Source organism: Janthinobacterium sp. CG_23.3, from assembly GCF_046115965.1.
Taxonomy (GTDB): Bacteria; Pseudomonadota; Gammaproteobacteria; order Burkholderiales; family Burkholderiaceae_D; genus Janthinobacterium.
In genome coordinates this window covers 52,312-75,305 of the sequence record NZ_JBJXIB010000002.1, presented here as the reverse complement: position 1 = coordinate 75,305, position 22,994 = coordinate 52,312, and the positions used below count along the sequence as shown (strand labels likewise).

The following is a 22,994-nucleotide window of genomic DNA, read 5'->3' as shown; positions in this document are numbered from 1 at the left end:
GCGCCGCGGTTTTTTTCAGCGTTGCCGGCGCGCCATTAATTCAGCCGCGCCAGGTGGCGTTGCACCGACAGCACGGCGCCGACCAGCCCCAGGCCGGCGCTGAGCGCCAGCAGGCCGGCCATCGCCAGCGGCTCCAGCGGCGCCAATTGGAATTCCGACGCGTACAGCCGCGCGAATTCGGCGATGGCGACGTTCAACGGCCGCAACGCCAGCGCCACCGCGCCCAGCGCGACGCCGCCGGCGCACAGGCCCAGCAGCGCGCCGGTGTAGTAGAACGGCCGGTGGATGAAGGTGTCGGTGGCGCCAATCAGCTTGGAGACGCTGATCTCGTCGCGCTGCGTCATCACTTGCAGGCGGATGGTGTTGAACACCACGGCGATGACGACCGTGCCCAGCGTCACCGCCAGCAGCAGCAGCGCCAGGCGCAGCACGCCCAGCAGCGCGGCCAGGCGTTTGACCCAGGCCGAATCGACCTGCACCGAATCGACGCCCGGCAGCGCGCGCAGTTGCTCGGCGACGGCGTCGACCCGGCCGGCGTCGGCGGCGTTCTTGAAGGCGTCGAGCTTGAGCACGTAGCTGTCGGGCAGCGGGTTGTCGCCCAGCGTGTCGAGCACGTCGCTCAGGCCGCTCTTGTTCTTCAGCGCGTCGAGCGCCTGCTCGCGCGGCACGAAGACGATTTTCGCCTTGCCGTCGGCCAGCACGCGGCGCAGCGCCGGCGCCATCGCCACGGCCTGCTCGCGCGGCACGCCCGGTTGCAGGAACAGGCTCAATTCCGGGTCGACCGACATCTGCTCCGACATCGGCCGCACGTTGTCGAGCAAGGTCACGCCGGCGAACGGCAGCGCCAGCGCGATGGCGACGACGAAGATGTTGAAGACGAAGCTGCCGGGCGCCTTGCGCAGGTGGATCAGGGCCGAGCCGAGCGCGAAGCCGTGTTGGCGGAACCAGCTTTTCATGCGTCCTCCCCGCTGACGATGTGGCCTAGTTTCAGTTGGATCACGCGCGCCGCCGATTCGATCACCTGTTCGTCGTGGGTCGAGATCAGGCAGGTCACGCCGACCGAATGGAAGGCTTTCAGGGCGTCGAGCACCTTGTCGGCGCTGGCGCGGTCGAGGTTGGCGGTGGGTTCGTCGGCCAGGATGATCTGCGGCCGGTTGACGATGGCGCGGGCGATCGCCACGCGCTGCTGTTCGCCGCCGGACAGCGCCAGCGGCCGCGCCAGCGCGCGTTCCAGCAGGCCGACCTTGTCCAGGGCGGCGCGGGCGCGCTGCTCGGCCTGGACCTTGGAGGCGCCGGTGACCAGCAGCGGCAGCATGACGTTGGCCAGGATGGAGCGGTCGGTCAGCAGGCGTTGCTGCTGGAAGATCAAGCCCAGGTTGCGGCGCAGGAAGGGCACGCCGGCCGGCTTGATCTTGCCGATGTCCTGGCCGTTGACGATGACGCGCCCGGAAGTGGGGCGCTCCATCGCCGCGATCATCTTCAGCAGCGTCGACTTGCCGGCGCCGGACGGGCCGGCCAAAAACACCAGCTCGCCTTTCGCGACCGACAGCGAAATGTCGCTCAGCGCCGTGGCGTCGGGGGAATATTGTTTGTTGACGTGCTCGAATTCGATCATCGGCTTATCCGAGCAGCGCTTCGACGAATTCGGCGGCCACGAAGGGTTGCAAGTCCTCGATCTGCTCGCCGACGCCGATGAAGTACACCGGCACCGGGCGCACCCGGGCGATCGCCGCCAGCACGCCGCCCTTGGCCGTGCCGTCGAGCTTGGTGATGACGATGCCGCTCAGTTGCAGCGCGTCGTCGAAGGCCTTGACCTGGGTCAGCGCGTTCTGGCCGGTGTTGCCGTCGATCACCAGCAGGATTTCGTGCGGCGCGCCCTCCATGCCCTTGCCGATGACGCGCTTGATCTTCTTCAATTCTTCCATCAGGTGCAACTGGGTCGGCAGGCGGCCGGCGGTGTCGACCATGACGACGTCGATTTTCTTCGCCTTGGCCGATTGCACCGCGTCGAAGGCGACGGCGGCCGGGTCGCCCGACTCCTGCGAAATCACGGTGACGTTGTTGCGCGCGCCCCAGACCATCAACTGCTCGCGCGCGGCGGCGCGGAAGGTGTCGCCGGCGGCCAGCAGCACCGACTGGCCGTTGGCCTGCATGTGCTTGGCCAGCTTGCCGATCGAGGTGGTCTTGCCGGCGCCGTTGACGCCGGCGATCATCATCACCAGCGGCTGGTGGCGGCCCAGCTCGAACGGTTTTTGCAGCGGCAGCAACAGCTCGGTCAGCAAGACCTTCAGCGCGGCCTTGACGGCGGCGGCGTCGAGCAGCTTGTCCTCCTTGACGCGTTTTTTCAGCTCACCGAGCAGGAAGGCGGTGGCGTCGATGCCGGCGTCGGACATCAGCAGCGCCGCCTCCAGCTCCTCGTACAGGTCGTCGTCGATCTTGGCGCCGACGAACAGCACGCTCAACGTCGACGAGGTCTTCGACAGGCCGCTCTTCAGGCGCGCCATCCAGCTCAGCTTCTTGACGGCGTCAAGGCTGGCGCTGGCGGCGATCGGCGCGACCACGGCGGGCGTGGGCGCGGCCGGGGCGGCGGCAACGGGCGCGGCGATCTCGGCGGGTTGCGGTGCAACGTGGGTGGGGGCTGGTTTTTTCTTGAAGAAACTAAACATGGGAGTGTGGTTGGGGACGCTTCAAGCGCAGGCCCGGCGGCGCCGGGCGGGTGAATCGACAGCGGCTATTCTACCAGAGCGGGCCGCCGGGCCGCCGCCGCCTTGTTTCATTTGGCAACATTATGCCGGCGCGCCGCGGTGGCGCCGGCGCCAGTCGGCCAGCGCGGCCGCGACCTGCGCCAGATCGAGCACGCGGACGAAGGCGGGCGGGCGCTTTTGCAGGGCCAGGCAACTGCCGCCGGCCCACAGTTCGACGCCCGCCGGCGCCCGGGCGCGCAGTTCGCCGAGGCCGTCGGCGGCCTGGCGCGCGTTCATCGCGCCGGAAAACGACAGCGCGATCACGTCGCTGCGCTGGCTGAGCGAGGCGTCGACGATGTCTTGCAGCGGCGTCTGCACGCCCAGCGAGGTGCAATGCGCGCCCTCGGCAAGGAACAGCGCCTCGGCCATCAGCAGGCCCAGGCCGTGGCGCTCCTGCGGCAGCGTGGTCAGCAGAATGCGCGGCGCGGGCGGGCCGGGCCGGGCCGCCCGCGGCATCGAAAAAATCGCGTGGCGCAACACCCTTTGCAGCAATTCCGTATACAGGTGCTCGCCGAACACGGCCAGTTGGCCGCAGGCCCAGGTGTCGCCGACCAGGGTCGTCAACGGCGCCGCCAGCGCGGTGACGAAGTCGCGCAAACCCATCTCCGGCAGCGCCTGCAGCAGCGCCGCGCCGAGGGCCTCCATATCGTGGCCCTGGCACAGCGCCAGGCAGTGCCGTACGCGCGGGTCGGGCGGCGCGGCGCCGGCGCGCGCGGCGCCGGCGTTCTGTTCGGCCAGCGCCTGCAGTTGCGCGCTGCTGTGGCCGATGATTTTTCCGGGGCGGAAACCCAGGTCGAGCAAGCGCTTCACCAGGCGCAGCTTGTCCACCTGCTCGGCCGGATACACGCGCTCGCCGAAGGGATCGCGCCGCGGCTGCGGGAAAGCGTAGCGGCGTTCCCACACGCGCAGGGTTTCCTTGGCCAGGCCGGTGTCGCGTTCGACATCGCTGATGCTGCTCGCTACGGCTAAGGGTGGAATGTCAGTGTCCATAAGGTGCTGCGGCCGGATCGGCCCGCCGGGGGCGCGCGGCCTGGCCCGGCCTGCTAATAAATACATCCACGCTGGATGGGATTGGCATTTTACCTTTTTCTATACGGCAGGCGCAGGCGGCGCCGGCGTCGCTCTCCGGCACGGCCCTGCGCGCACTCCGCATTTTGTTGCATGGCTGCAAATAGTTGAATCCGACGCTCAGCACTGCCGCGTATATACCGGTGAAGCGCGCTACCACCGACGCCGCCAGACAAAATTGACTTTCATTAACGTTTGCTGGATTATGCGATAGGAAGGCGTTTTGTCCTGGACAAAATAGGTTTTTATGGCGGATATAATGAAAATAGCAGTCGTTGGTGCCGGAATTTCAGGTTTATCGTGTGCCTATCGTTTGGTGCAGGCGGGGCAGGAGGTCACGCTGTTCGAGGCGGGCGCGTATTTTGGCGGGCACAGCCATACGGTCGACCTGCGCCTCGACGGCGTCACCCACGCGGTCGACACCGGCTTCCTGGTGTTCAACCACGCCACCTATCCGAACCTGGTCAAGCTGTTCGAGCAGCTCGACGTCGAGGCGGTCGACAGCCACATGTCGTTCTCGGTCAAGATGCCGGTCGGCGCCGGCGCCGGGGCGCGCGTGCTGGAATGGGCCGGCGGCAGCCTCGACACGGTGTTCGCGCAAAGGAGCAACCTGCTGCGCCCGCGATTTTTGCGCATGTTGCGCGACATCCTGCGCTTCAACCGCCAGGCCGGCGCGCTGGCGCTGGCCGGCGCCGCGCCCGATGTCCCGCTCGGCGCCTTCCTCGACGCCAACGGTTACGGCGCCACCTTCCGCCACTGGTATCTGCTGCCGATGGCCGCCTGCATCTGGTCGTGCCCGGCCGAACAGATGCTGGCGTTCCCGCTGTCGACCTTCATCCGCTTTTGCCACAACCACGGCCTGCTGCGGGTCAGCGACCGGCCGCAGTGGCGCACCGTGCGCGGCGGTTCGCGCGTCTACGTCGAGAAGCTGCTGGCCGGCATTCCCGACCGGCGCCTGGCCAGCCCGGTGCTGTCGGTGCGCCGGCTCGGCGGCGACGGCGCCCGCTCGGTGGCGCTGCGCAGCGCCGCCGGCACCGAGCATTTCGACCACGTGGTGATGGCCTGCCACAGCGACCAGTCGCTGGCGCTGCTGGGCGACGTGCGCGACGACGAGCGCGCGGTGCTGGAGGCGATCCGCTACCAGCCCAACCGGGCCGTGCTGCACACCGACACCGGCTGCCTGCCGGCCAGCCGCAAGGCCTGGTCGGCCTGGAACTACCAGGGCCGCGCCGGCGCCACGCCGCAGGTGTGCGTGCATTACCTGATCAACCTGCTGCAACCGCTGCCGCGGTGCCGCCCGGTGATCGTCTCGCTCAATCCGCTCGACGAGCCCGACCCGGCCCAGGTGCATGGCGAGTTCGCCTATTCGCACCCGGTGTTCGACGCTGCGGCGGTGGCCGCCCAGGCCCGCCTGGCCACGTTCCAGGGCCGCCAGCACACCTGGTTCGCCGGCGCCTGGACCGGCTACGGCTTCCACGAGGACGGCCTGAAGTCCGGCCTGGCGGTGGCGATGGCGCTGGCGCGGACGGCGGCGCTCGACTATGCGGCCTGAACCCGCCCCGGCCGGCGCCAACGCGCCGCAGTTGTGCGTCGGCCAGGTGCGCCACAAGCGCCTGCGCCCGCGCGCGCATTTTTTCAGCTACGGCATCTATTACCTGCGCCTGCCGCTGCGCAGCATGGGCGAGGCCGGCTTCGGCGCGCGCCTGCTGTCGCGCAACCGCTTCAACCTGCTGTCGTTTCGCGACCGCGACCACGGCGACGGCGCCCAGCCGCTGCTGGCCTGGATCGACGCGCTGCTGCGCGGCGAGGGCGTGGCCGACGCCGACGGCGAAATCTGGCTGCAAACCATGCCGCGCGTGCTCGGCTACGTCTTCAACCCGATCAGCTTCTGGTTTTGCCACCGCGCCGACGGCGCCCTGCGCGCCGTGCTGTGCGACGTGCGCAACACCTTCGGCGAACGCCACCTATACCTGCTTGAAACCGGCGCGGCGATCCCCTACGGCGCCGAATTGAGCGCCCGCAAAATCTTCCACGTCTCGCCGTTTTGCCAGGTGCAGGGCGGCTACCGCTTCCGCTTCATGCGCGCGCCGCGGCCGCGCCACGGCGCGCCATGCGAACGGCACCTGGCCTGCGTCGACTACGACGACGACAACGGGGCGCTGCTGCAAACCAGCCTGTCCGGGCGCGACTGCGGCAGCGGCGACCTGGCCGTGGCCGGCGCCTTCCTGGCCTATCCGCTGATGAGCTTTGGCGTCGTCGCCAAGATCCATTGGCAGGCGCTGCGGCTGTGGCTGCGGCGCGTGCCCTTTTTTCCGAAACCCGCCCCACCCGCACACAAGGTATCCCGATGAGCTCCGACTCCCTGCCCACCCAGGCCACCGGCTTGGCCGCCGCCGACGCCCACGTCAAGCTCGACGGCCGCGCAATGCCGGCCGCGAGCCGCCTGATCTTGAAAATGCTGGGCGCGCTCAAGCACGGCGCGCTGCTGCTGAAAACCCCCGACGGCGCCTGCCAGTTGTACGGCGACGGCTCGTTCCCGGTCACGCTGGAACTAAAAAACTGGAACCTGTGCGGCGCGGCGCTGCGCTCCGGCGACATCGGTTTCGCCGAAACCTTCATCGCCGGTGACTGGCGCAGCGACAACCTGGCGGGCCTGATCGAGCTGCTGGCGCGCAACCGCGCCGGGATCGAGGCGCTGGTCTACGGCAGTTGGTGGGGCAGCCTGCTGTACCGCGTCAAGCATCTGCTGAACCGCAATTCCCGCGCCGGCAGCAAGAAGAACATCCACGCCCATTACGACATCGGCAACGCCTTCTACCGGCTCTGGCTGGACCCGTCGATGACGTACTCGAGCGCGCTGTTCGAGCGCGCCGCCGGCGCTGTCCCGGACCTCGACCTGGAACGCGCGCAGATGGCCAAGTACCGCCGCATCGCGCGCCAGTTGCAACTGGCGCCGGACGCGCGCGTGCTGGAAATCGGCTGCGGCTGGGGCGGCTTCGCCGAGACCGCCGCGCGCGAGCACGGCGCCCACGTCACCGGCCTGACGCTGTCGACCGAGCAGCTGGCCTACGCGCAGGCGCGCCTGGCCGACGCCGGCCTGGCCGGGCGCGCCGACCTGAAACTGTGCGACTACCGCGACAGCGCCGGCGAGTACGACGCCGTCGCCTCGATCGAGATGTTCGAGGCGGTCGGCCAGCGCTACTGGCCGAGCTATTTCGCCTGCGTCGCGCGCAACCTGAAGGCCGGCGGGCGCGCCTGCATCCAGACCATCGTCATCGCCGACGAACTGTTCGAGCGCTACAGCAAGGGCACCGACTTCATCCAGCAATACATCTTCCCCGGCGGGATGCTACCGTCGCCGTCCGAGTTCCGCCGCTGCGCCGCCGAGCACGGCCTGCGCGTGGAAGACGAGTTCCGCTTCGGCCCCGACTATGCCGAGACGCTGCGCCAGTGGCGCGCCGGCTTCTGCGCCCGGCGCGCCGCTCTGGAACAGCAGGGTTTTGACGGCCGCTTCGTGCTGACCTGGGAGTTTTACCTGGCTTATTGCGAGGCCGCCTTCTGCGCCGGCAACACCGACGTGATGCAGTTCACGCTGGTGAAGCAATGAGAACGGCCGCGCTGGCTGCACTGGCGTGGCTGCTGGCGGCGCCGCCGGGCGCGTCGGCGGTCGCCGCCGAGGCAGTCTCCGCGCAGCCGGCGCAGTCGGCGCCGGCCGCGCACATCGCGCGCGCGCTGCCGCAAGCGCGGCTGGCCGGGCAGGGCGGCTACAGCTGGTTCGGCCTGAAAATCTACCACGCCCAGTTGTGGGTTGGCGAGCAGGGGTATCGCGGCGGCGCGCCCGAGGCGGCGCCGTTCGTGCTCGACCTGCGCTACCAGCGCGCGCTCGACGGCGCCAGCATCGCCGCCGCCAGCGTCGAGCAGATGCGCAAAATCGGCGCCGGCAGCGCGGCCCAGCGCCAGGCGTGGCTGCAAACCATGGAGCGCATCTTTCCCGACGTGCAAGAGGGCACGCACATCAGCGGCGCCTACCTGCCGGGCGCCGGCGCCCGCTTCTACCTCGACGGCAAAGCGCTCGCGGAGGTGCCCGACGCGGCCTTCGCGCGGGCCTTCTTCGCGATCTGGCTGGACCCCGCCAGCAGCGCCGGCGAGCTGCGCGAGGCGCTGCTGCTGGACGCCGCGCCGCGCCGATGAGCGCGCCGCGGCCGCTGGCGCCGGCGGCGCTGCTCAACTACGGGCTGTTCGGCCTGCCGCTGGCCATGGTGGCGCTGCCGGTGTACGTCTACGCGCCGCAGTTCTACGCCGGCCGCGGCGGCTTGAGCCTGGCCGCCATCGGACTGGCGCTGCTGGCCGTGCGGGTGTTGGCGGCCTTCGTCGACCCGGCGCTGGGCGCCTGGATGGAACGGGCGCGGCGCCCGTACGCGCGCTATGTCGGTCTGGCGCTGGCGCCGCTGCTGCTGGGCTTTGGCGCGCTGTTCCACCCGCCGGCGCTGGGCGGCGCCGGCGCGCTCGGCTGGTTTTTGCTGGCGCTGCTGTTGGTGTACGCGGGCCTCGGGCTGGCCACCATCGCGCACCAGAGCTGGGGCGCGGCGCTGACGCAGGCGGCCGGCGAGCGCGGCCGCGTGACGGCAGTCAGGGAGGGCTGCGGCCTGCTCGGCGTCATCGCCGCGGCCGGCCTGGCCGCCTGGCTCGGCTACGACGGCCTGACGCTGGCGTTCGGCGCCTGCCTGCTGCTGGCCGGGGCGCTGCTGCTGGCGCGCGCGCCGCGCCCGCCCGCGCCGGCGCTGGCGCACGTGGCGACGGCGAGCGCGCCGGGCCGCTCGGCGCTGGCGGCGCCGTTCGGCGGCGCGGCGTTTCGCGCGCTGTTCGCGGTGCTGCTGGTGAACGGCGTCGCGGCGGCGATTCCCGCCACGCTGTTCCTGTTTTTCGCCGAAGACCGGCTGCGCCTCGGGCGCCACGCCGGCCTGTTCCTGATCTTGTACTTCACGGCGGCGGCGGCCTCGATGCCGCTGTGGGTGGCGCTGGCGCGGCGTTTCGGCGAGGCCCGCGCCTGGGTCGGCGGCATGCTGCTGTCGGCGCTGGTGTTCGTCTGGGCCTACGCGCTGGGCGCCGGCGCCGCGCTCGGCTTCGGCGCCATCTGCCTGCTGTCGGGTCTGACGCTGGGCGCCGACCTGGCGCTGCCGCCGGCGCTGCTGGCCGGGGTGATCGCCCGCGCCGGCCACAGCGGGCGGCGCGAGGCGGCCTATTTCGGCTGGTGGAACTGGGGCGTGCAAATGAACCTGGCGCTGGCGGCCGGCATCGCCCTGCCGCTGCTGCAATGGCTCGGCTACCGGCCCGGCCAGGACGGCCCGACGACGGCCCTGGCGGCGGCCTACGCGCTGCTGCCGTGCGCCTTGAAACTGCTGGCGGCGGCGCTGCTGTGGCGCGCGCCGTTGCGCGATTGTTGAATTTACCGGAGACCTGCATGACGCTGAAAACTTCCACCAAACCGGCCGGCACGACGCTGAAAAAACTCGCCGGCGCGCTGCACGCGGCGGCGCTGGCGCTCCTGCTGACGGCCTGCTCGACGCCGGTCGGGCCGGAACACTACGCCGCCGAGGCGCCGCTGCTGGACGTGCAGCGCTACTTCAACGGCACGCTCGACGCGCACGGCATGTTCCAGGACCGCTCCGGCACGCTCGTCAAGCGCTTCACGGTGGTGATGCGCTGCCACTGGGAAGGCGACGTCGGCACCCTCGACGAGGACTTCAGCTACGCCGACGGCAGCAAGCAAAAGCGCGTCTGGACGCTGCGCAAAACGGCGCCGGGGCGCTTTGTCGGCACCGCGCCTGACGTGGTCGGCGAAGCCGTCGGGGTGGTGTCGGGCAACGCGCTGCGTTGGAAATACGTGCTGGCGCTGCCGCTCGACGGCAAGGTCTACAACGTCGATTTCGAGGACTGGATGTTCCTCATCGACGAACGCGTGATGCTGAACCGGGCCGCCATGAGCAAGTTCGGCTTCGGCCTGGGCGCGGTCACGCTGTCGTTCGACAAGCGCCCGCCGGCGCCCGCCGGGACGCCGCCGTGAACCGCAAAATAGACCACTGGGACGGCCGCCACGTGTGGCTGATCGGCGCCTCCAGCGGCATCGGCGCGGCGCTCGCCAGCCTGCTGCTGGAGCAGGGCGCGCACGTGGCCCTGTCGGCGCGCACGCTGGCGCCGCTGGAGGCGGGGTGCGGCGGCCGGGCGCGCGCGTTGGCGCTGGCGCTCGACGTCACCGACCACGCCAGCGTGCTGCGCGCGCGCGACGAGTTGTGCGAGTGCTGGCCGCGGATCGACCTGGTGCTGGTGCTCGCCGGCGGCTACAACGACATGCGCGCCGACAGTTTCGACCTAGCGGCGGCCAACCGGCTGATCGACCTGAACCTGCGCGGCGTCTTCAACTGCCTCGACGCGGTGCTGCCGGTGCTGCTCAAACAGGGCGCCGGCGGCCTTGGCATCGTCGCCTCGGTAGCCGGTTACGGCGGCCTGCCGAAGGCGCTGGTGTACGGGCCGACCAAGGCGGCTTTGATCAACCTGAGCGAGTCGCTGTACCTCGACCTGCAGCCGCGCGGCATCGACGTCTACCAAATCAATCCCGGCTTTGTCGATACGCCGCTGACCGCCGCCAACGACTTCAACATGCCGGCGCTGATGACTGCCGACGCGGCCGCCTGGGAGCTGCTGCGCGGGGTCGAACGCGGCCAGTTCCACATCCATTTTCCTAAGCGTTTCACCAACAGTTTGCGCTTGGCGCGGCTGCTGCCGTATCGTCTGTATTTTTGGCTGGTGCGCAAGGTGACGGGGCTATGAGCGAGGAACGCAACTACGAAGGCGAGCTGGCGCGCCTGGTGCATTTTTACGAGAACCTGAGTTTGCGGACGGTGCCCGAAGTGCGCGCCATCTACGCGCCCGACGCCAGCTTCAAGGACCCGTTCAACGAGGTGCGCGGACACGCCGCCATCGTGCATATATTCGAGCACATGTACGTGCAGGTGTACGAGCCGGGTTTTCGCGTCGTCAGCCAAATCGGGCGCGCGGACGAGGCCTTCCTGACCTGGGAATTCCGCTTCCGCATGAAGCGCCTGGTCAGCGTGCCGCAGTGCGTGCGCGGCGCCACCCACATCCGTTTCGACGCCGACGGCCTGGTGTCGATGCACCGCGATTACTGGGACGCCGCCGAGGAACTGTACGAGAAATTGCCGCTGCTGGGCGGCTTCATGCGCCTGCTGAAAAACGCCGCCAGGCGATAAATTTCCGGGTTTAAGTTTGGCTTAAGTTTCGCGGCGCCGGCGGCTTATTCACCACCGACGGCTTAGCCCAGGGATCCTATCCTCAATAGACCATTTTTCGAACACTGCGGCAACGCGTTTTCCCTATGGGAAATCACATTGCGCGTTCAATTGAAAGCGGTCTCTGCAAGAAATCTCCATGCAGTGTATGCTTCGTCCCGTTTGCGAAGTCACCTACACCCTGGCGCAATTGCAAAAACTGATCACGCGATTGGCCTTTGTTATTGAACCTGATGTCTGTCCGTCGCGGGCGCCACCAGCAATGCGTGCGGTACCGGATACAGTCTTTGCTACAACTCGTAACATCTTTGGACTTGATGGAACCACAATCGGTCGTTTATAGTGCGGCCTCAGGTGCCTATCGCGCCGATCTGGTGCGGCCGTGGTTCGTCTTGCACAGATCTGGTGACGCTGGCGCCGTCGCGCGCCGCGACAAATGTGAGCTTGCATCCGAGAGTGGATGGGGCCGCAGTAAGGCAGGTGGAGACCTTGCCCTCACGCATAAAAGCGCTTTTGAAGCGCAGCACAAGATGCACGGTCAGTATTTATTTTGCTTTAATAATAAAAGGAAACAAAAATGAAAAAATCGATCATCTCCCTGGCAGTTCTGGCAGCCGCCAGCAACGTCGCTTTCGCTCAATCGAACGTCACCATCTACGGTACCGTTGATGCAGGTATCGTCAACGAGCGCGGCGCCGCCGCCGGTTCGGTCACCAAAGTCACCAGCGGCGTGAGCTCGGCTTCGCGTCTGGGTTTCCGCGGTACTGAAGATCTGGGCAGCGGCCTGGCAGCGATCTTCGCTCTGGAAGCCGGCTTCAACGTCGACAAGGGTACCTCGACAGAAGGCGGCCTGTTCGGTCGTCAAGCATACGTTGGCCTGAAAAGCGCCAACCTGGGCACCGTTACCCTGGGTAACCAGTACACTTCGTACTACAAAGCACTGAGCGAAGTCGCTGATCCATTCGGCGCAGGTTACGCTGGCACCGCCACCAACCTGTTCCCAACCTCGCAGCGCGCTCAGAACTCGATCGTCTACGTGTCGCCAGCAGTTGCCGGTTTCACCGGCGAAGTCAACTACAGCGTCGGCGAACAAGCTGGCAGCAACAAATCGGGCCGTCAAGTTGGCGCCGCTGTTGCTTACGCTAACGGCCCGTTGAATGCACGCGTTGTGTACAACCTGACCAACAACGACCAGACCGCAACCGCCCCACGCACCAGCACCACGCTGTCGCGCAACATCCTGGTTGCAGCGAACTACGACTTCACCGTCGCTAAGGCGTTCGTCGCCTACGGCAAAGACGAAGGCGCTAACAGCGCATTCGGCGGCCGCAAGGAACTGGTTGGCGTGAACAACATCGGCCGCGCATCGGACGACAGCCAGCAAGCCTTGGTTGGCTTCACCGTGCCAGTTGGCCCGGCCGGTACCGTGATGGCTTCGTACATCCGCAAGGATGACAAAACCGCCGTCAACGCAGACGCCACGCAGTTCGCGCTGGGCTACTCGTACGCTTTGTCCAAGCGTACCAGCGCTTACACGTCGATCGCTAAGATCAACAACAAGCGCAACGCTGGCTACACCGTCGGTAACGCAACTGAAGCCGGCACCGGCGACAAAGCGTTCAACATCGGTATGCGTCACTCGTTCTAATTCCCGCGTAAGCGACATTGGAATAAGCGCTCAGGGTCCGTTCGCGGACCCGGCGCAACAAAACGCGCTGTCGGGCTTCGGTCCGGCGGCGCGTTTTGCATTTTGCGCCGCGTCGTGTGCGCGGGTTAAAATCAGCCACCACCCAACCGAAGGCTCCCATGAAAAATACCCGTCGATTCGGCCGCCGCACTGTCGCGGCCGTGCTGTTGTTGAGCGCCGTTGGCGTTGCCGCGGCCAAGGCCAGGCCGAAGGCGGCCCAGCAGGGCGTGCCGCGCTACGGCGTGATGGTGTACTCGGACCTGTGCCTGCAGGAGTCGAACGGCGACATCGGCGGCCAGCGCGTCAGCGTGCACCGCTTCGCCGAGGTCGATACCGTTTACTATGAATTCACCGCCGGCGGCCTGAGCTGGCCGCTGGTGGCCAGCGAGGTGGCCATCGACGCCGCCGGCGGCGCGCTGGCGTTCACCGTCGCCGCCGCCGACCAGGAGGAGCGCAAGATCAGCGGCAAGTTCTCCCGCGACGGCCGCACGCTGCTGCTGGACGGCGCCTATTGCGACGGCGACGCCGGCATGCCGATGCGTTTGTCGCGGGTCAGCGATTTCGGCGCGAAGCTAAAGCCCTGCAAGCCCTGTCCGGCAACCAAGGCCGCGCCCGAGCAGGCGTTGCCGGCGCCGGCCGAACCGGTGGAAATGCCGGCCAGCTGAGGTATAGATAAGTAGCGGCGCCCGCGCGGCGCCCCCGGCATTGCCGCCGCGCGCCTTACTTGGCCGCGCGCGCCGCCTCGGCGTTCTGGCGGATCGTCGCCAGCGTGGCGTTCGGCGTGATCAGGTTGCCGTCGTAGCGCAGCTCGATCAGCGCCGGCAGGCGCCGGTCTTTGGCGTGCGCCAGCGCGCGCCGCAGCGCCGGGCCGAACTGCTCGGTGGTGTTGACCACCTCGCCGTACGCGCCGTAAGCCCGCGCCAGCGCCGCGAAATCCGGATTGTGCAGCCCGGTGCCGGAGACCCGGCCGGGATAGTCGCGTTCCTGGTGCATGCGGATGGTGCCGAACATCTGGTTGTTGAAGACGATGACGACGACGCCGGCCTGGTACTGCACGGCGGTGGCCAGCTCCTGGCCGTTCATCATGAACTCGCCGTCGCCGGCGAAGGTGATGACGGTGCGCTCGGGCTGGGTGATCTTGGCGGCGACGCCGGCCGGCAGGCCGTAGCCCATCGCGCCGTTGGTCGGCGCCAGTTGCGTGCGCATGCCGCCGTAGCGGTAGAAGCGGTGCGCCCACGACGCGTAGTTGCCGGCGCCGTTGGTGACGATGGTGTCGGCCGGCGCCTGCGCCATGATTTCCTGGGTCACCTGCCACAGGTCGAGCGGCGCCTTGCCGTCCTGGAAGATGGGCGGGCGCTGCTGGTAGGCGGCCAACTCGGCCTTGGCCTCGGCCACCGTGCCGCGCCAGGCGCCGGCGTCGACCGGCGGCATCGCCGCCAGCATCGCGCACAACTGCGGCATGCCGCTGTTGATCATCAGCTCGGCCTGGTAGACGCTGCCCAGCTCCTCGGCGTCGGTGTGCACGTGGACCAGGCGCTGGCGCGGCAGCGGCGCTTCGATTAGCGTGTAGCCGCCGGTGGTCATTTCACCCAGGCGCGGCCCGAGCGCCAGGATCAGGTCGGCGTCGCGCACGCGCGCGGCCAGCTTCGGATTGATGCCGATGCCGACGTCGCCTATATAGTTGGGGTGGGCGTTGTCGAGCAAATCCTGGAAGCGGAAGGCGCAGGCCACCGGCAGCGCGTTGGCCTCGGCGAAGCGCTGCAGATCGGCGCAGGCGGCGCCGGTCCAGGTGGCGCCGCCCAGCAGCAGCAGCGGCCGCCTGGACTCTGCCAGCATGGCGCGCAGGCGCGCGATCTGGCTGTCCGCCGGCGCCGCCTGCACCGGCTGGTAGCGGCGCGTGTCGGCCACGCTGGCGGTCGAAACGAGCATGTCCTCCGGCAGCGCCAGCACCACCGGGCCGGGGCGCCCGCTGGTGGCGACCTGGAAGGCGCGCGCCACATACTCGGGAATGCGCTCGGCGCGGTCGATCTGCGTGACCCACTTGGCCATCTGGCCGTACATGCGGCGGTAGTCGATCTCCTGGAAGGCCTCGCGGTCCATGAAGTCGTTGCCCACCTGGCCGATGAACAGGATCATCGGGGTCGAGTCCTGGTAGGCGGTGTGCACGCCGATCGAAGCGTTGGTGGCGCCCGGACCGCGGGTGACGAAGCAGATGCCGGGACGCCCGGTCAACTTGCCGTGGGCCTCGGCCATAAAGGCGGCGCCGCCTTCCTGGCGGTTGACGATGAAGCGGATGTCGGAGTCGTGCAGCGCGTCGAGCACGTCAAGGTAGCTTTCGCCGGGTACGCCAAAGCAGGTGTCGACGCCATGGATCTTCAGGGCGTCGACCAGGATCTGGCCGCCGGTACGGGATTGTTGCGTCATGGTCAACTCTTTAAAAAGTAAACGCGAAGGCGAACGGATGATCGCCAGTAGGCCATTCTAAGCGAGCCGATTTTGCCGGGCTTTTGAAATGGCGACACGTAATTATAGTTTTGACCAGTTTAAAAAAACACAATCAAGGTTAAATATTCCAACGTCCGGCGGCTTGTCGGACGGCGCAAGGCGGCGGGTCGTCCGGTAGGGTACAATAGCGGGTGAAGCAGGCCAGACAGTCGCTGGTTGGCGCAGTAATGCGTCGACGGGAGGAAGGTCCGGACTCCATAGAGCGGGGTGACGGTTAACGGCCGTCCGCCGAAAGCCCGTCAGGCGCAAGCCGGGCGGGTATAAGGCGAGGAATAGGGCCACAGAGACGAGCGTATTAAGTTACGGTGAAACGCGGTAACCTCCACCTGGTGCAATTTCAAATAGGCACGCGATGATGCTGCTCGCGGAGCGTGCGGGTAGAAAGCTTGAGCGCCGGAGTAATTCGGCGCCTAGAGGAATGGCTGTCATAGCGCTGAACCGCAAGGGAACGCGCCGTAACAAAATCCGGCCTATCGGCCTGCTTCACTTGAATTCTTCGCCGGCGCCACCACGGCCGCGCCGGTTGGCGCCCGAACACCGCTGCATATACATATATAGGCAGCGGTGTTTTGCCGTGGGCGCCCGCCGCGGCCGCGGCTGCCGCCGCGCCGGCTGGCGATGCGCCGAGCGGCGCCCAACATCGCCTCAAAAAGGCGTATTCCGTTAGCTTTTCCTGTGTCAGGGGCCTCGTTTCCGGGGCCATTTTTTTCCGGCCAAAACAAATATTTTCCATTAAATTGTATATACAACCAGTTCGCGGCGGCTGCTTGGCTTGCCCGGTTAAAAGGTTCGGCGCGCGTCCACGAGGGCGCTCCCGGCTGTCCTGAAAAGCTGTAAAATGGCCGAATCTATCCAAAAACCACTCTTCCCCGACCCGCTTTTCCGGTCCCGGCCGGCGCTGCCGCGGCGCGACCGCATTGTTGTCCCCAGTCAACTATATGTATAAATTTTAATATTTTTCAAGCTGAGCTCTCCGCTGTTTACGGCGGGCAAACACATGTGCACAAGTGAGGTAGCACATTCACTATCCTCCATAAGTATCTAATTTATGGATATATTTTGATGTGGACCTCCTTCAAGGATATCCGCTAAGTCCTTCATTTCATTAATAAAATCACTGTTTCGATAGAAGGAAAGCGCTTGACCACCCTCTTGGCATCCTCTAAAGTGGGCAACTGTGTGAAAAAGTGTGTTTTTGTGGGAATTTTTTGAGAAAAACTTCCCTTCGCCAGCGCCGCGCTCACCCGCTTGTTAATAATTCTGAGGTCAAAGGTCATTCGTGTTTCAAGGCGCGTCCGCAATCAATCTCGATGCAAAGGGCAGGATGTCTATCCCCGCCAAGCACCGTGACGCGCTGTCGATCGAATGCGAGGGCCGCCTGACCCTGACCAAACACCCGGACGGCTGCCTGCTGTTCTTTCCGCGCCCCGTGTGGGAAAACCACCGACAGCAAATCGCCGCCTGGCCGATGGCCGCGCGGGCCTGGCAGCGCATCTTCCTCGGCAACGCCTGCGACGTCGAGCTCGACTCGGCCGGCCGCGTCCTGATCTCGCCCGAGCTGCGCAACGCCGTCGGCCTGGCGCGCGAGGTCATGATGATCGGCATGGGCACGCATTTTGAAATTTGGGACGCGGCCAAGCTGGCCGAAAAAGAGCAGCAGGCGATCGACGCCGGCGCCCCCGATGTCCTATCCAATTTTTCTTTCTAAGGCTCCGCGATGACTACTTTACCGGTGCCGGAATTTCTGCATCGTACGGTGCTGCTGGACGAGGCGGTTGACGCCCTCGATCTGCTCGGCCCGCGCGCCGACGGCATCTATGTCGACGGCACCTTCGGCCGCGGCGGCCACAGCCGCTTGATCCTGTCGCGCCTGGGCGCGCAGGCGCGCCTGGTCGGCTTCGACAAGGACTTGCAGGCGATCGCCACCGCCGAACAGATCGCCGACCCGCGCTTCCAGATCGTCCACGACAGCTTCGCCACCATGCGCGACAGCCTGGCCGCGCGCGGCATCGCCCAGGTCGACGGCATTTTGCTCGACCTGGGTATTTCCTCGCCGCAGGTGGACGACGCCGCGCGCGGCTTCAGCTTCCGCAACGACGGCCCGCTCGACATGCGCATGGACACCACCCGCGGCCAGTCCGCGGCCGAGTGGCTGGCGCTGGAGAACGAACAGGTTTTAGAAAGGGTGATACGTGAATATGGGGAAGAACGGTTTGCTTTTCAGATTGCAAAGGCGATTGTTGCTCGCCGCGCGGTCGAGCCAATTTCAAGCACACGACAGCTTGCCGGCCTCGTGGCGGGCGTTGTCAAAACCCGCGAGAAGGGTAAGGACCCCGCCACCCGCACCTTTCAGGCTATCCGCATTTTCATTAACAAAGAGCTGGAAGACCTCGAAACCGGCTTGAACCAGGCCTACGACTGCCTGGCGCCGGGCGGGCGCATGGCCGTGATCAGCTTCCATTCGCTGGAAGACCGCATGGTCAAGCGCTTCTTCGCCTCCAAGGCCAACGTGGCGCAGCCGGACCGGCGCCTGCCGATCCGCGCGGTCGACCTGCCGCAGCCGGAAATGAAGCTGGTCGCCAAGATGAAACCGTCCGACGCCGAAGTCGGCGCCAACCCGCGCGCGCGCTCGGCCGTGATGCGCGTCGCGCTGCGCCTGCCCTGGAGCGGCCGATGAGCGGCAAGCTGAATCTGCTGCTGACGGCCATCCTGGTCGGCTGCGCGCTGTCGCTGGTGAACGCGCAGTACCAGGCGCGCCACCTGTTCATCGAGTTGGAGCGGGCGCAGGCCTTGTCGCGCCAGCTCGACATCGACTGGTCGCAGCTGCAGCTGGACCAATCGACCTTCGGCAAGCACGAGCGCATCGAGGCGATCGCCCGGCGCGACCTGGACATGACGCCGCTGACGGCGGCGCGCACCCAGTACCTGACCCAGGGCGAGCCGTGATGCGCGGCGGCGGCGCGACTGGCTCGCGCGTGGCGGCTTCCAAAGGGGTGCCGTTCTCGAAGAACCCGATGCTGGCGGTGAGCCTGCCGGTGTGGCGTTCGCGGGTGGTGCTGTTCGTGCTGTTCGCCGCCTTCGCGGCGCTGGGCGGGCGGGCGCTGTGGTTGCAGGGCGTCTCCACGCAGTTCCTGCAAAAGCAGGGCGAGATCCGCTACGCCCGCACCATCGAGCTGCCCGCCACCCGCGGCAAGATCACCGACCGCAACGGCCAGGTGCTGGCCTCGTCGGTGCCGGTCAAGGCGATCTGGGGCATCCCGGACGACGTGCTGGCCTCGCCGCCGGAGAAGATCCGCGCCCTGGCCGGCCTGCTGGAAATGAGCGAGGCCGAGCTGCGCAAAAAACTCGACTCCGACCGCAGTTTCGTCTACCTGAAGCGGCAGGTCGAGATGGACGTGGCCGACAAGATCGCCAAGCTCGACATCGACGGCATCGACGCCCGCAAGGAATACAAGCGCTTCTACCCGCAGGGCGAAGTGATGACCCACGTGGTCGGTTTCACCAACGTCGAGGACGTCGGCCAGGAAAGCATGGAGCTGGCGCAGCAAAAGACGCTGGTCGGCAGCACCGGCAGCCGGCGCGTGATCAAGGACCGCCTCGGCCACATCGTCGAGGACATCGGCTCGATCCACGAACCGCACGACGGCAAGGACCTGGTGCTGTCGGTCGACAGCAAGATCCAGTACATCGCCTTCACGCAGTTGAAGGAGGCGGTCGAGAAGTTCAAGGCCAAGGCCGGCGCCGCCGTGGTGCTGGACGTGCACACCGGCGAAGTGCTGGCGTTGGCGAACTACCCGAGCTACGACCCGAACGACCGGCGCAAGCTGACCGGCCAGCAGTTGCGCAACCGCGTCATGACCGACACCTTCGAGCCCGGCTCGACCTTGAAGCCGTTTACGGTCGCGCTGGCGCTCGACAGCGGCCGCGTCAAGCCGACCACGCTGATCGACACCGGCGCCGGCCGCTACACCATCGCCGACCGCACCATCACCGACACCAAGGCGCACGGCGTCATCAACGTCTCCGAGATCATCGAGCAGTCGTCCAACATCGGCACCTCGAAGATCGCGCTGAGCATGCCGTCGCAGGAAATGTGGGAAATGTTTACCAAGGTCGGCTTCGGCCAGCAGCCGAAGTTCGGTTTTCCCGGCGCCGTCGCCGGCCGCGTGCGCCCGTATAAATCCTGGCGCCCGGTCGAACAGGCCACCATGAGCTACGGCAACGGCATCTCGGTTTCGCTGATCCAGCTGGCGCGCGGCTACATGATGTTCGCCCGCGACGGCGACACCATTCCACTGTCGTTCCAGAAGGTCAGCGAGCTGCCGGCCGGGCAGCAGCTGATCAAGCCGAAGACCGCCGCCGACATGCGCGCCATGCTGGAACTGGTGGTGTCGGGCGAGAAGGGCACCGCCAAGCAGGCCCAGGTCGCCGGTTACCGCGTCGGCGGCAAGACCGGCACCGCCTACAAGGTTGAAAACGGCCGCTACGCGATGCCGCGCAAATACATCGGTTCCTTCGTCGGCATGGTGCCGATGTCGGCGCCGCGCTTCATCATCGCCGTCATGATCGACGAACCGACCAGCGGCGGCCACTACGGCGGCCAGGTCGCCGCGCCGACCTTCGCGGCGGTGGCCACCAACGCGCTGCGCGCGATGAATATACCGCCGGACTCCTCCGTCACCGAAATCGTTATCCCGGCCAACGCCGGTCCGGAGTCAATGTAATGTCCGACATGACCATACCAGAAATCAGTTTGTGGATCGCCCAGGCGGCGCCCGGGGGCCAGCTGGCCTCCGATTCGCGCCGCATCAAGGCCGGCGACGTGTTCTTCGCCTATCCGGGCGACGCCGGCGACGGCCGCGGCTTCATCGCCGCCGCCATCGCCCAGGGCGCCGCCGCCGTCGTCTACGAGGGCGCCGACTTCGCCTGGGACGCCGCCTGGGGCGTGCCGCACTTGGCGCTGGCCGGGCTGAAACGCCTGGCCGGTCCGATCGCGCACGCCCGCTACGGCATGCCCGACGCCGCCATGTTCAGCGTCGCCGTCACCGGCACCAACGGCAAGACCTCCAGCGCGGTCTGGCTGGGCCAGGCCCTGGCGCGCGTGGGCGTGGCCACCGCCGTCATCGGCACGCTCGGCGTCGGCCTGGCCAAGCCGCGCGGCGAAGTGGCCTTCGACGCCACCGGCTACACCACGCCGGACGCGGTGCTGCTGGCGCGCACCCTGGCCGAGATGCGCGACGCCGGCGCCGGCGCGGTGGCGATCGAGGCTTCCTCGATCGGCCTGGAGCAAGGCCGCACCGCCGGCATGCACTTCGACGTCGCGCTGTTTACCAATCTGACCCGCGACCATCTGGACTACCACGGCGACATGCCGTCCTACGAGGCCGCCAAGACCATCCTGTTCGACTGGCCCGGCCTGCAAACGGCGGTGCTGAACCTGGACGACGAGATGGGCCCGCGCCTGGTCGCACGCCTGCGCGGCAAGCCGGCCGGCGCGTTGCCGCTGATCGGCTACACCCTGCGCGACGCGGCGGCCCAGCCGGACCTGGACGGCGTGTGCATGCTGCGCGCCAGCCAGTTCCGTAGCCGCCACGCCGGCACCGATTTCCACCTCGACTGCCAATTCGGCTCGGCGCTGGTGAAAACCCGCCTGGTCGGCCATTTCAATATCAGCAACGCGCTCGGCGTGATGGGCGCGCTGCTGGCCAAGGGCGTCGGCCTGCGCGCCGCCATCGAGGCCATCGAAGCCTTGACGCCGGCGCCGGGACGCATGCAGCAGGTCGGCGGGCAGGACGCGCCGATGGTCGTGGTCGACTACGCCCACACCCCGGACGCGCTGGAAAAAACCCTGGCCGCGCTGCGCCAGGTGGCGCAGGAACGCGGCGGCCAGCTGTGGTGCGTGTTCGGCTGCGGCGGCGACCGCGATCCGGGCAAGCGGCCGCAGATGGGCGCCATCGCGCAAATGGCCGACCACGTCGTCGTCACCAGCGACAATCCGCGCAGCGAAGACCCGCACAGCATCATCGCGCAGATCGTCGCCGGCATGGACCCGCGGCATCCGGCTTCGGTCACGCAAGCCATCGAGAACCGCGCCAGCGCGATCCTCTCGGCGGTCAAGCACGCCGCCAAGGCCGACGTGATCCTGTTGGCCGGCAAAGGCCACGAGGCCTACCAGGAAATCAAGGGCAAGAAGCTGTCGTTCTCCGACACCGACCACGCCCAACTGGCGTTGTCGGCGCGGCTGACCATGATGAGGACCAACTGATGCGCGCGACACTGGCCCAGTTGGTGGCGGCGATTCCGGGCGCGGTACTGGCCCCGGGCCCGGCGGCGCAGTCCGAGCTGGCCTTCGACGGCGTCTCGACCGACAGCCGCAAGGTGCGGGCCGGCGCGCTGTTCGTCGCGCTGCGCGGCGACAGCTTCGACGCCCACGACTTCCTGGCCCAGGTGGCCGGGCAGGGCGCGGCCGCCGTGGTGGTCGAGCGGCTGCCGCGGGGCTGGACCCTGCCGGCCGTCGTCGTGCCGGACACGCTGGTGGCGCTGGGGCGCATCGCCAACCTGTGGCGGCGCCAGTTCGCGCTGCCGGTCATCGGCGTCACCGGCAGCAACGGCAAGACCACGGTCAAGGAAATGCTGGCCTCGATTCTGGCGGCGGCCTACGGCGAAGACGGCCGCCTGGCCACCCGTGGCAACCTGAACAATGAAATCGGCGTGCCGCTGACCCTGTTCCGCCTGGCGGCCGGGCAGCGCGCCGCCGTCGTCGAACTGGGCATGAACCACCCCGGCGAAATCGCCCGGCTGACGGCGATCGCCGAGCCGACGCTGGCGCTGGTCAACAACGCCCAGCGCGAACACCAGGAATTCATGCACACCGTGGAAGCGGTGGCGCGCGAAAACGGTGCGGTGCTGGCCGGCTTGCCGGCCGACGGCGTGGCGGTGTTCCCGCACGGCGACGAGTTTACCGAATTGTGGCGCGCCCTGGCCGGCGCGCGCCGCTGCATCACCTTCGGCCTGGGCAAAGACGCCGACGTCAGCTGCACGCACCGTCCGGCCGAGGACTTCGGCAGCGACATGTTCGTCAGCGTGCGCGCCGGCGCCGACCTGCCTATGCTGCAATTTTTCGTCGGCCTGCGGGCGGCCGGCGAGCACAACGTGCGCAACGCGCTGGCGGCGGCGGCCTGCGCCTTCGGCGCCGGCGTCGCGCCGGAGGCGATCCGGCGCGGCCTGGAGGCGTTCGCGCCGGTCAACGGCCGCCTGCAGAAAAAGCGCGCGGCCGGCGGCGCCACCGTCATCGACGACAGCTACAACGCCAACCCGGACTCGGTGCGCGCCGCCGTCGACGTGCTGGCGCAAGCCCGGGCGCCGCGCATCCTGGTGCTCGGCGACATGGGCGAAGTCGGCGGCCAGGGCCGGCAATTCCATGAAGAGATCGCCGACTACGCGCTCGCCAAGGGCATCGAGCACGTGCTGGCGACGGGCGAACTGGCGCGCCATCTGCGCGGCGCCAACGTGGAGCATTTTGAACTGTTCGACGATTTGCTGGCGGCGCTAGATGTACATCTTGCGCGTCTGGCGGCTGGTCCGGACGCAACGATATTGGTCAAGGGCTCCCGCTTCATGAAGATGGAACGGGCCGTGCAGCATTTGATTGGATCACAAAACAACAACAAGGAAGCCCACTAA

Annotated in this window: 23 protein-coding genes and 1 other RNA gene; 18 read left to right on the top strand and 6 right to left on the bottom strand. The window is 67.4% G+C overall.

Annotated features, from left to right (window positions below):
• Window positions 1-35 precede the first annotated feature (35 nt).
• The 4 genes from ftsX to ACFDR9_RS01675 form a co-directional block, all read right to left on the bottom strand.
• Window positions 36-956: a permease-like cell division protein FtsX gene (ftsX, locus tag ACFDR9_RS01690; RefSeq protein ID WP_017879218.1), complete on the bottom strand. Its 921-nt coding sequence runs from the start codon at window positions 954-956 to the stop codon at window positions 36-38.
• Window positions 953-1,615, bottom strand: a complete 663-nt coding sequence (locus ACFDR9_RS01685) for a cell division ATP-binding protein FtsE (protein WP_409029846.1) — start codon at window positions 1,613-1,615, stop codon at window positions 953-955. The genes ftsX and ACFDR9_RS01685 overlap by 4 nt, the downstream gene beginning before the upstream one ends.
• Before the next feature lie 4 nt (window positions 1,616-1,619).
• Window positions 1,620-2,666, bottom strand: coding sequence for a signal recognition particle-docking protein FtsY (gene ftsY / locus ACFDR9_RS01680; RefSeq protein ID WP_409029845.1), 1,047 nt, complete (start codon window positions 2,664-2,666; stop codon window positions 1,620-1,622).
• Between the two features lie 120 nt (window positions 2,667-2,786).
• A complete protein-coding gene (locus ACFDR9_RS01675) occupies window positions 2,787-3,734 on the bottom strand; it encodes a MerR family transcriptional regulator (RefSeq protein ID WP_409029844.1) in 948 nt (315 codons plus the stop codon).
• A gap of 337 nt (window positions 3,735-4,071) precedes the next feature.
• Between ACFDR9_RS01675 and ACFDR9_RS01670 the strand changes: the two genes are divergently transcribed.
• The 11 genes from ACFDR9_RS01670 (at window position 4,072) to ACFDR9_RS01620 (ending at window position 13,471) form a co-directional block, all read left to right on the top strand.
• Window positions 4,072-5,364: an NAD(P)/FAD-dependent oxidoreductase gene (locus ACFDR9_RS01670; protein WP_409029843.1), complete on the top strand. Its 1,293-nt coding sequence runs from the start codon at window positions 4,072-4,074 to the stop codon at window positions 5,362-5,364.
• Window positions 5,354-6,163 carry a DUF1365 domain-containing protein gene (locus ACFDR9_RS01665; protein ID WP_017879213.1) on the top strand — a complete coding sequence of 270 codons (810 nt, stop codon included), beginning with the start codon at window positions 5,354-5,356 and terminating at the stop codon, window positions 6,161-6,163. The genes ACFDR9_RS01670 and ACFDR9_RS01665 overlap by 11 nt, the downstream gene beginning before the upstream one ends.
• A complete protein-coding gene (locus tag ACFDR9_RS01660; protein ID WP_409029842.1) occupies window positions 6,160-7,419 on the top strand; it encodes a class I SAM-dependent methyltransferase in 1,260 nt (419 codons plus the stop codon). Before ACFDR9_RS01665 ends, ACFDR9_RS01660 begins: the two co-directional genes overlap by 4 nt.
• Entirely contained in the window at window positions 7,416-8,003 is a 588-nt protein-coding gene (locus ACFDR9_RS01655; protein ID WP_409029841.1) for a chalcone isomerase family protein, read from the top strand. Before ACFDR9_RS01660 ends, ACFDR9_RS01655 begins: the two co-directional genes overlap by 4 nt.
• Complete coding sequence (locus ACFDR9_RS01650) at window positions 8,000-9,256, top strand: MFS transporter (RefSeq protein ID WP_409029840.1); 1,257 nt, start codon at window positions 8,000-8,002, stop codon at window positions 9,254-9,256. Before ACFDR9_RS01655 ends, ACFDR9_RS01650 begins: the two co-directional genes overlap by 4 nt.
• Before the next feature lie 17 nt (window positions 9,257-9,273).
• Entirely contained in the window at window positions 9,274-9,876 is a 603-nt protein-coding gene (locus tag ACFDR9_RS01645; protein WP_409029839.1) for a DUF3833 domain-containing protein, read from the top strand.
• The gene (locus tag ACFDR9_RS01640; protein ID WP_409029838.1) at window positions 9,873-10,640 is read left to right on the top strand and encodes an SDR family NAD(P)-dependent oxidoreductase; all 768 of its coding nucleotides are present in this window, start codon (window positions 9,873-9,875) and stop codon (window positions 10,638-10,640) included. Before ACFDR9_RS01645 ends, ACFDR9_RS01640 begins: the two co-directional genes overlap by 4 nt.
• Complete coding sequence (locus ACFDR9_RS01635; protein ID WP_409029837.1) at window positions 10,637-11,080, top strand: nuclear transport factor 2 family protein; 444 nt, start codon at window positions 10,637-10,639, stop codon at window positions 11,078-11,080. The genes ACFDR9_RS01640 and ACFDR9_RS01635 overlap by 4 nt, the downstream gene beginning before the upstream one ends.
• Before the next feature lie 356 nt (window positions 11,081-11,436).
• Window positions 11,437-11,700, top strand: a complete 264-nt coding sequence (locus ACFDR9_RS01630; protein WP_157406999.1) for a hypothetical protein — start codon at window positions 11,437-11,439, stop codon at window positions 11,698-11,700.
• Window positions 11,697-12,767 (top strand): porin, encoded by a 1,071-nt coding sequence (locus ACFDR9_RS01625; protein ID WP_017879206.1) that lies wholly within the window; start codon window positions 11,697-11,699, stop codon window positions 12,765-12,767. The genes ACFDR9_RS01630 and ACFDR9_RS01625 overlap by 4 nt, the downstream gene beginning before the upstream one ends.
• A gap of 158 nt (window positions 12,768-12,925) precedes the next feature.
• A complete protein-coding gene (locus tag ACFDR9_RS01620) occupies window positions 12,926-13,471 on the top strand; it encodes a hypothetical protein (protein ID WP_035789054.1) in 546 nt (181 codons plus the stop codon).
• 55 nt (window positions 13,472-13,526) lie between these two features.
• Here ACFDR9_RS01620 and ACFDR9_RS01615 read toward each other — a convergent pair whose 3' ends face one another.
• Complete coding sequence (locus ACFDR9_RS01615; RefSeq protein WP_017879204.1) at window positions 13,527-15,230, bottom strand: thiamine pyrophosphate-binding protein; 1,704 nt, start codon at window positions 15,228-15,230, stop codon at window positions 13,527-13,529.
• Between the two features lie 214 nt (window positions 15,231-15,444).
• On the opposite strand from ACFDR9_RS01615, the gene rnpB reads away from it, so the two are divergent.
• An RNA gene (rnpB, locus tag ACFDR9_RS01610) (RNase P RNA component class A) lies at window positions 15,445-15,800 on the top strand.
• Between the two features lie 608 nt (window positions 15,801-16,408).
• On the opposite strand, the gene ACFDR9_RS01605 is transcribed toward rnpB, so the two are convergent.
• A complete protein-coding gene (locus tag ACFDR9_RS01605) occupies window positions 16,409-16,588 on the bottom strand; it encodes a hypothetical protein (RefSeq protein WP_157406998.1) in 180 nt (59 codons plus the stop codon).
• A gap of 2 nt (window positions 16,589-16,590) precedes the next feature.
• On the opposite strand from ACFDR9_RS01605, the gene mraZ reads away from it, so the two are divergent.
• From mraZ to murF, 6 genes are read left to right on the top strand one after another with little or no spacing between them, the layout of a single operon-like run.
• Window positions 16,591-17,019 carry a division/cell wall cluster transcriptional repressor MraZ gene (gene mraZ / locus ACFDR9_RS01600; RefSeq protein ID WP_026133482.1) on the top strand — a complete coding sequence of 143 codons (429 nt, stop codon included), beginning with the start codon at window positions 16,591-16,593 and terminating at the stop codon, window positions 17,017-17,019.
• A 9-nt stretch (window positions 17,020-17,028) separates the two neighbouring features.
• Window positions 17,029-17,988: a 16S rRNA (cytosine(1402)-N(4))-methyltransferase RsmH gene (gene rsmH / locus ACFDR9_RS01595; protein WP_026133481.1), complete on the top strand. Its 960-nt coding sequence runs from the start codon at window positions 17,029-17,031 to the stop codon at window positions 17,986-17,988.
• A complete protein-coding gene (ftsL, locus tag ACFDR9_RS01590) occupies window positions 17,985-18,257 on the top strand; it encodes a cell division protein FtsL (protein ID WP_017879201.1) in 273 nt (90 codons plus the stop codon). The genes rsmH and ftsL overlap by 4 nt, the downstream gene beginning before the upstream one ends.
• A complete protein-coding gene (locus ACFDR9_RS01585; RefSeq protein ID WP_017879200.1) occupies window positions 18,257-20,035 on the top strand; it encodes a penicillin-binding protein 2 in 1,779 nt (592 codons plus the stop codon). The genes ftsL and ACFDR9_RS01585 overlap by 1 nt, the downstream gene beginning before the upstream one ends.
• A complete protein-coding gene (locus ACFDR9_RS01580) occupies window positions 20,035-21,576 on the top strand; it encodes a UDP-N-acetylmuramoyl-L-alanyl-D-glutamate--2,6-diaminopimelate ligase (protein WP_327075846.1) in 1,542 nt (513 codons plus the stop codon). The genes ACFDR9_RS01585 and ACFDR9_RS01580 overlap by 1 nt, the downstream gene beginning before the upstream one ends.
• Window positions 21,576-22,994, top strand: coding sequence for a UDP-N-acetylmuramoyl-tripeptide--D-alanyl-D-alanine ligase (murF, locus tag ACFDR9_RS01575; protein WP_327075847.1), 1,419 nt, complete (start codon window positions 21,576-21,578; stop codon window positions 22,992-22,994). Before ACFDR9_RS01580 ends, murF begins: the two co-directional genes overlap by 1 nt.

Excerpts from the sequence above, each read along its gene's own strand:
- ftsX (WP_017879218.1), bottom strand. The coding sequence starts at position 956 with ATGAAAAGCTGGTTCCGCCAACACGGCTTCGCGCTCGGCTCGGCCCTG.
- ACFDR9_RS01685 (WP_409029846.1), bottom strand. The coding sequence starts at position 1,615 with ATGATCGAATTCGAGCACGTCAACAAACAATATTCCCCCGACGCCACG.
- ftsY (WP_409029845.1), bottom strand. The coding sequence starts at position 2,666 with ATGTTTAGTTTCTTCAAGAAAAAACCAGCCCCCACCCACGTTGCACCG.
- ACFDR9_RS01675 (WP_409029844.1), bottom strand. The coding sequence starts at position 3,734 with ATGGACACTGACATTCCACCCTTAGCCGTAGCGAGCAGCATCAGCGAT.
- ACFDR9_RS01670 (WP_409029843.1), top strand. The coding sequence starts at position 4,072 with ATGAAAATAGCAGTCGTTGGTGCCGGAATTTCAGGTTTATCGTGTGCC.
- ACFDR9_RS01665 (WP_017879213.1), top strand. The coding sequence starts at position 5,354 with ATGCGGCCTGAACCCGCCCCGGCCGGCGCCAACGCGCCGCAGTTGTGC.
- ACFDR9_RS01660 (WP_409029842.1), top strand. The coding sequence starts at position 6,160 with ATGAGCTCCGACTCCCTGCCCACCCAGGCCACCGGCTTGGCCGCCGCC.
- ACFDR9_RS01655 (WP_409029841.1), top strand. The coding sequence starts at position 7,416 with ATGAGAACGGCCGCGCTGGCTGCACTGGCGTGGCTGCTGGCGGCGCCG.
- ACFDR9_RS01650 (WP_409029840.1), top strand. The coding sequence starts at position 8,000 with ATGAGCGCGCCGCGGCCGCTGGCGCCGGCGGCGCTGCTCAACTACGGG.
- ACFDR9_RS01645 (WP_409029839.1), top strand. The coding sequence starts at position 9,274 with ATGACGCTGAAAACTTCCACCAAACCGGCCGGCACGACGCTGAAAAAA.
- ACFDR9_RS01635 (WP_409029837.1), top strand. The coding sequence starts at position 10,637 with ATGAGCGAGGAACGCAACTACGAAGGCGAGCTGGCGCGCCTGGTGCAT.
- ACFDR9_RS01630 (WP_157406999.1), top strand. The coding sequence starts at position 11,437 with ATGGAACCACAATCGGTCGTTTATAGTGCGGCCTCAGGTGCCTATCGC.
- ACFDR9_RS01625 (WP_017879206.1), top strand. The coding sequence starts at position 11,697 with ATGAAAAAATCGATCATCTCCCTGGCAGTTCTGGCAGCCGCCAGCAAC.
- ACFDR9_RS01620 (WP_035789054.1), top strand. The coding sequence starts at position 12,926 with ATGAAAAATACCCGTCGATTCGGCCGCCGCACTGTCGCGGCCGTGCTG.
- ACFDR9_RS01615 (WP_017879204.1), bottom strand. The coding sequence starts at position 15,230 with ATGACGCAACAATCCCGTACCGGCGGCCAGATCCTGGTCGACGCCCTG.
- ACFDR9_RS01605 (WP_157406998.1), bottom strand. The coding sequence starts at position 16,588 with ATGACCTTTGACCTCAGAATTATTAACAAGCGGGTGAGCGCGGCGCTG.
- rsmH (WP_026133481.1), top strand. The coding sequence starts at position 17,029 with ATGACTACTTTACCGGTGCCGGAATTTCTGCATCGTACGGTGCTGCTG.
- ftsL (WP_017879201.1), top strand. The coding sequence starts at position 17,985 with ATGAGCGGCAAGCTGAATCTGCTGCTGACGGCCATCCTGGTCGGCTGC.
- ACFDR9_RS01585 (WP_017879200.1), top strand. The coding sequence starts at position 18,257 with ATGCGCGGCGGCGGCGCGACTGGCTCGCGCGTGGCGGCTTCCAAAGGG.
- ACFDR9_RS01580 (WP_327075846.1), top strand. The coding sequence starts at position 20,035 with ATGTCCGACATGACCATACCAGAAATCAGTTTGTGGATCGCCCAGGCG.
- murF (WP_327075847.1), top strand. The coding sequence starts at position 21,576 with ATGCGCGCGACACTGGCCCAGTTGGTGGCGGCGATTCCGGGCGCGGTA.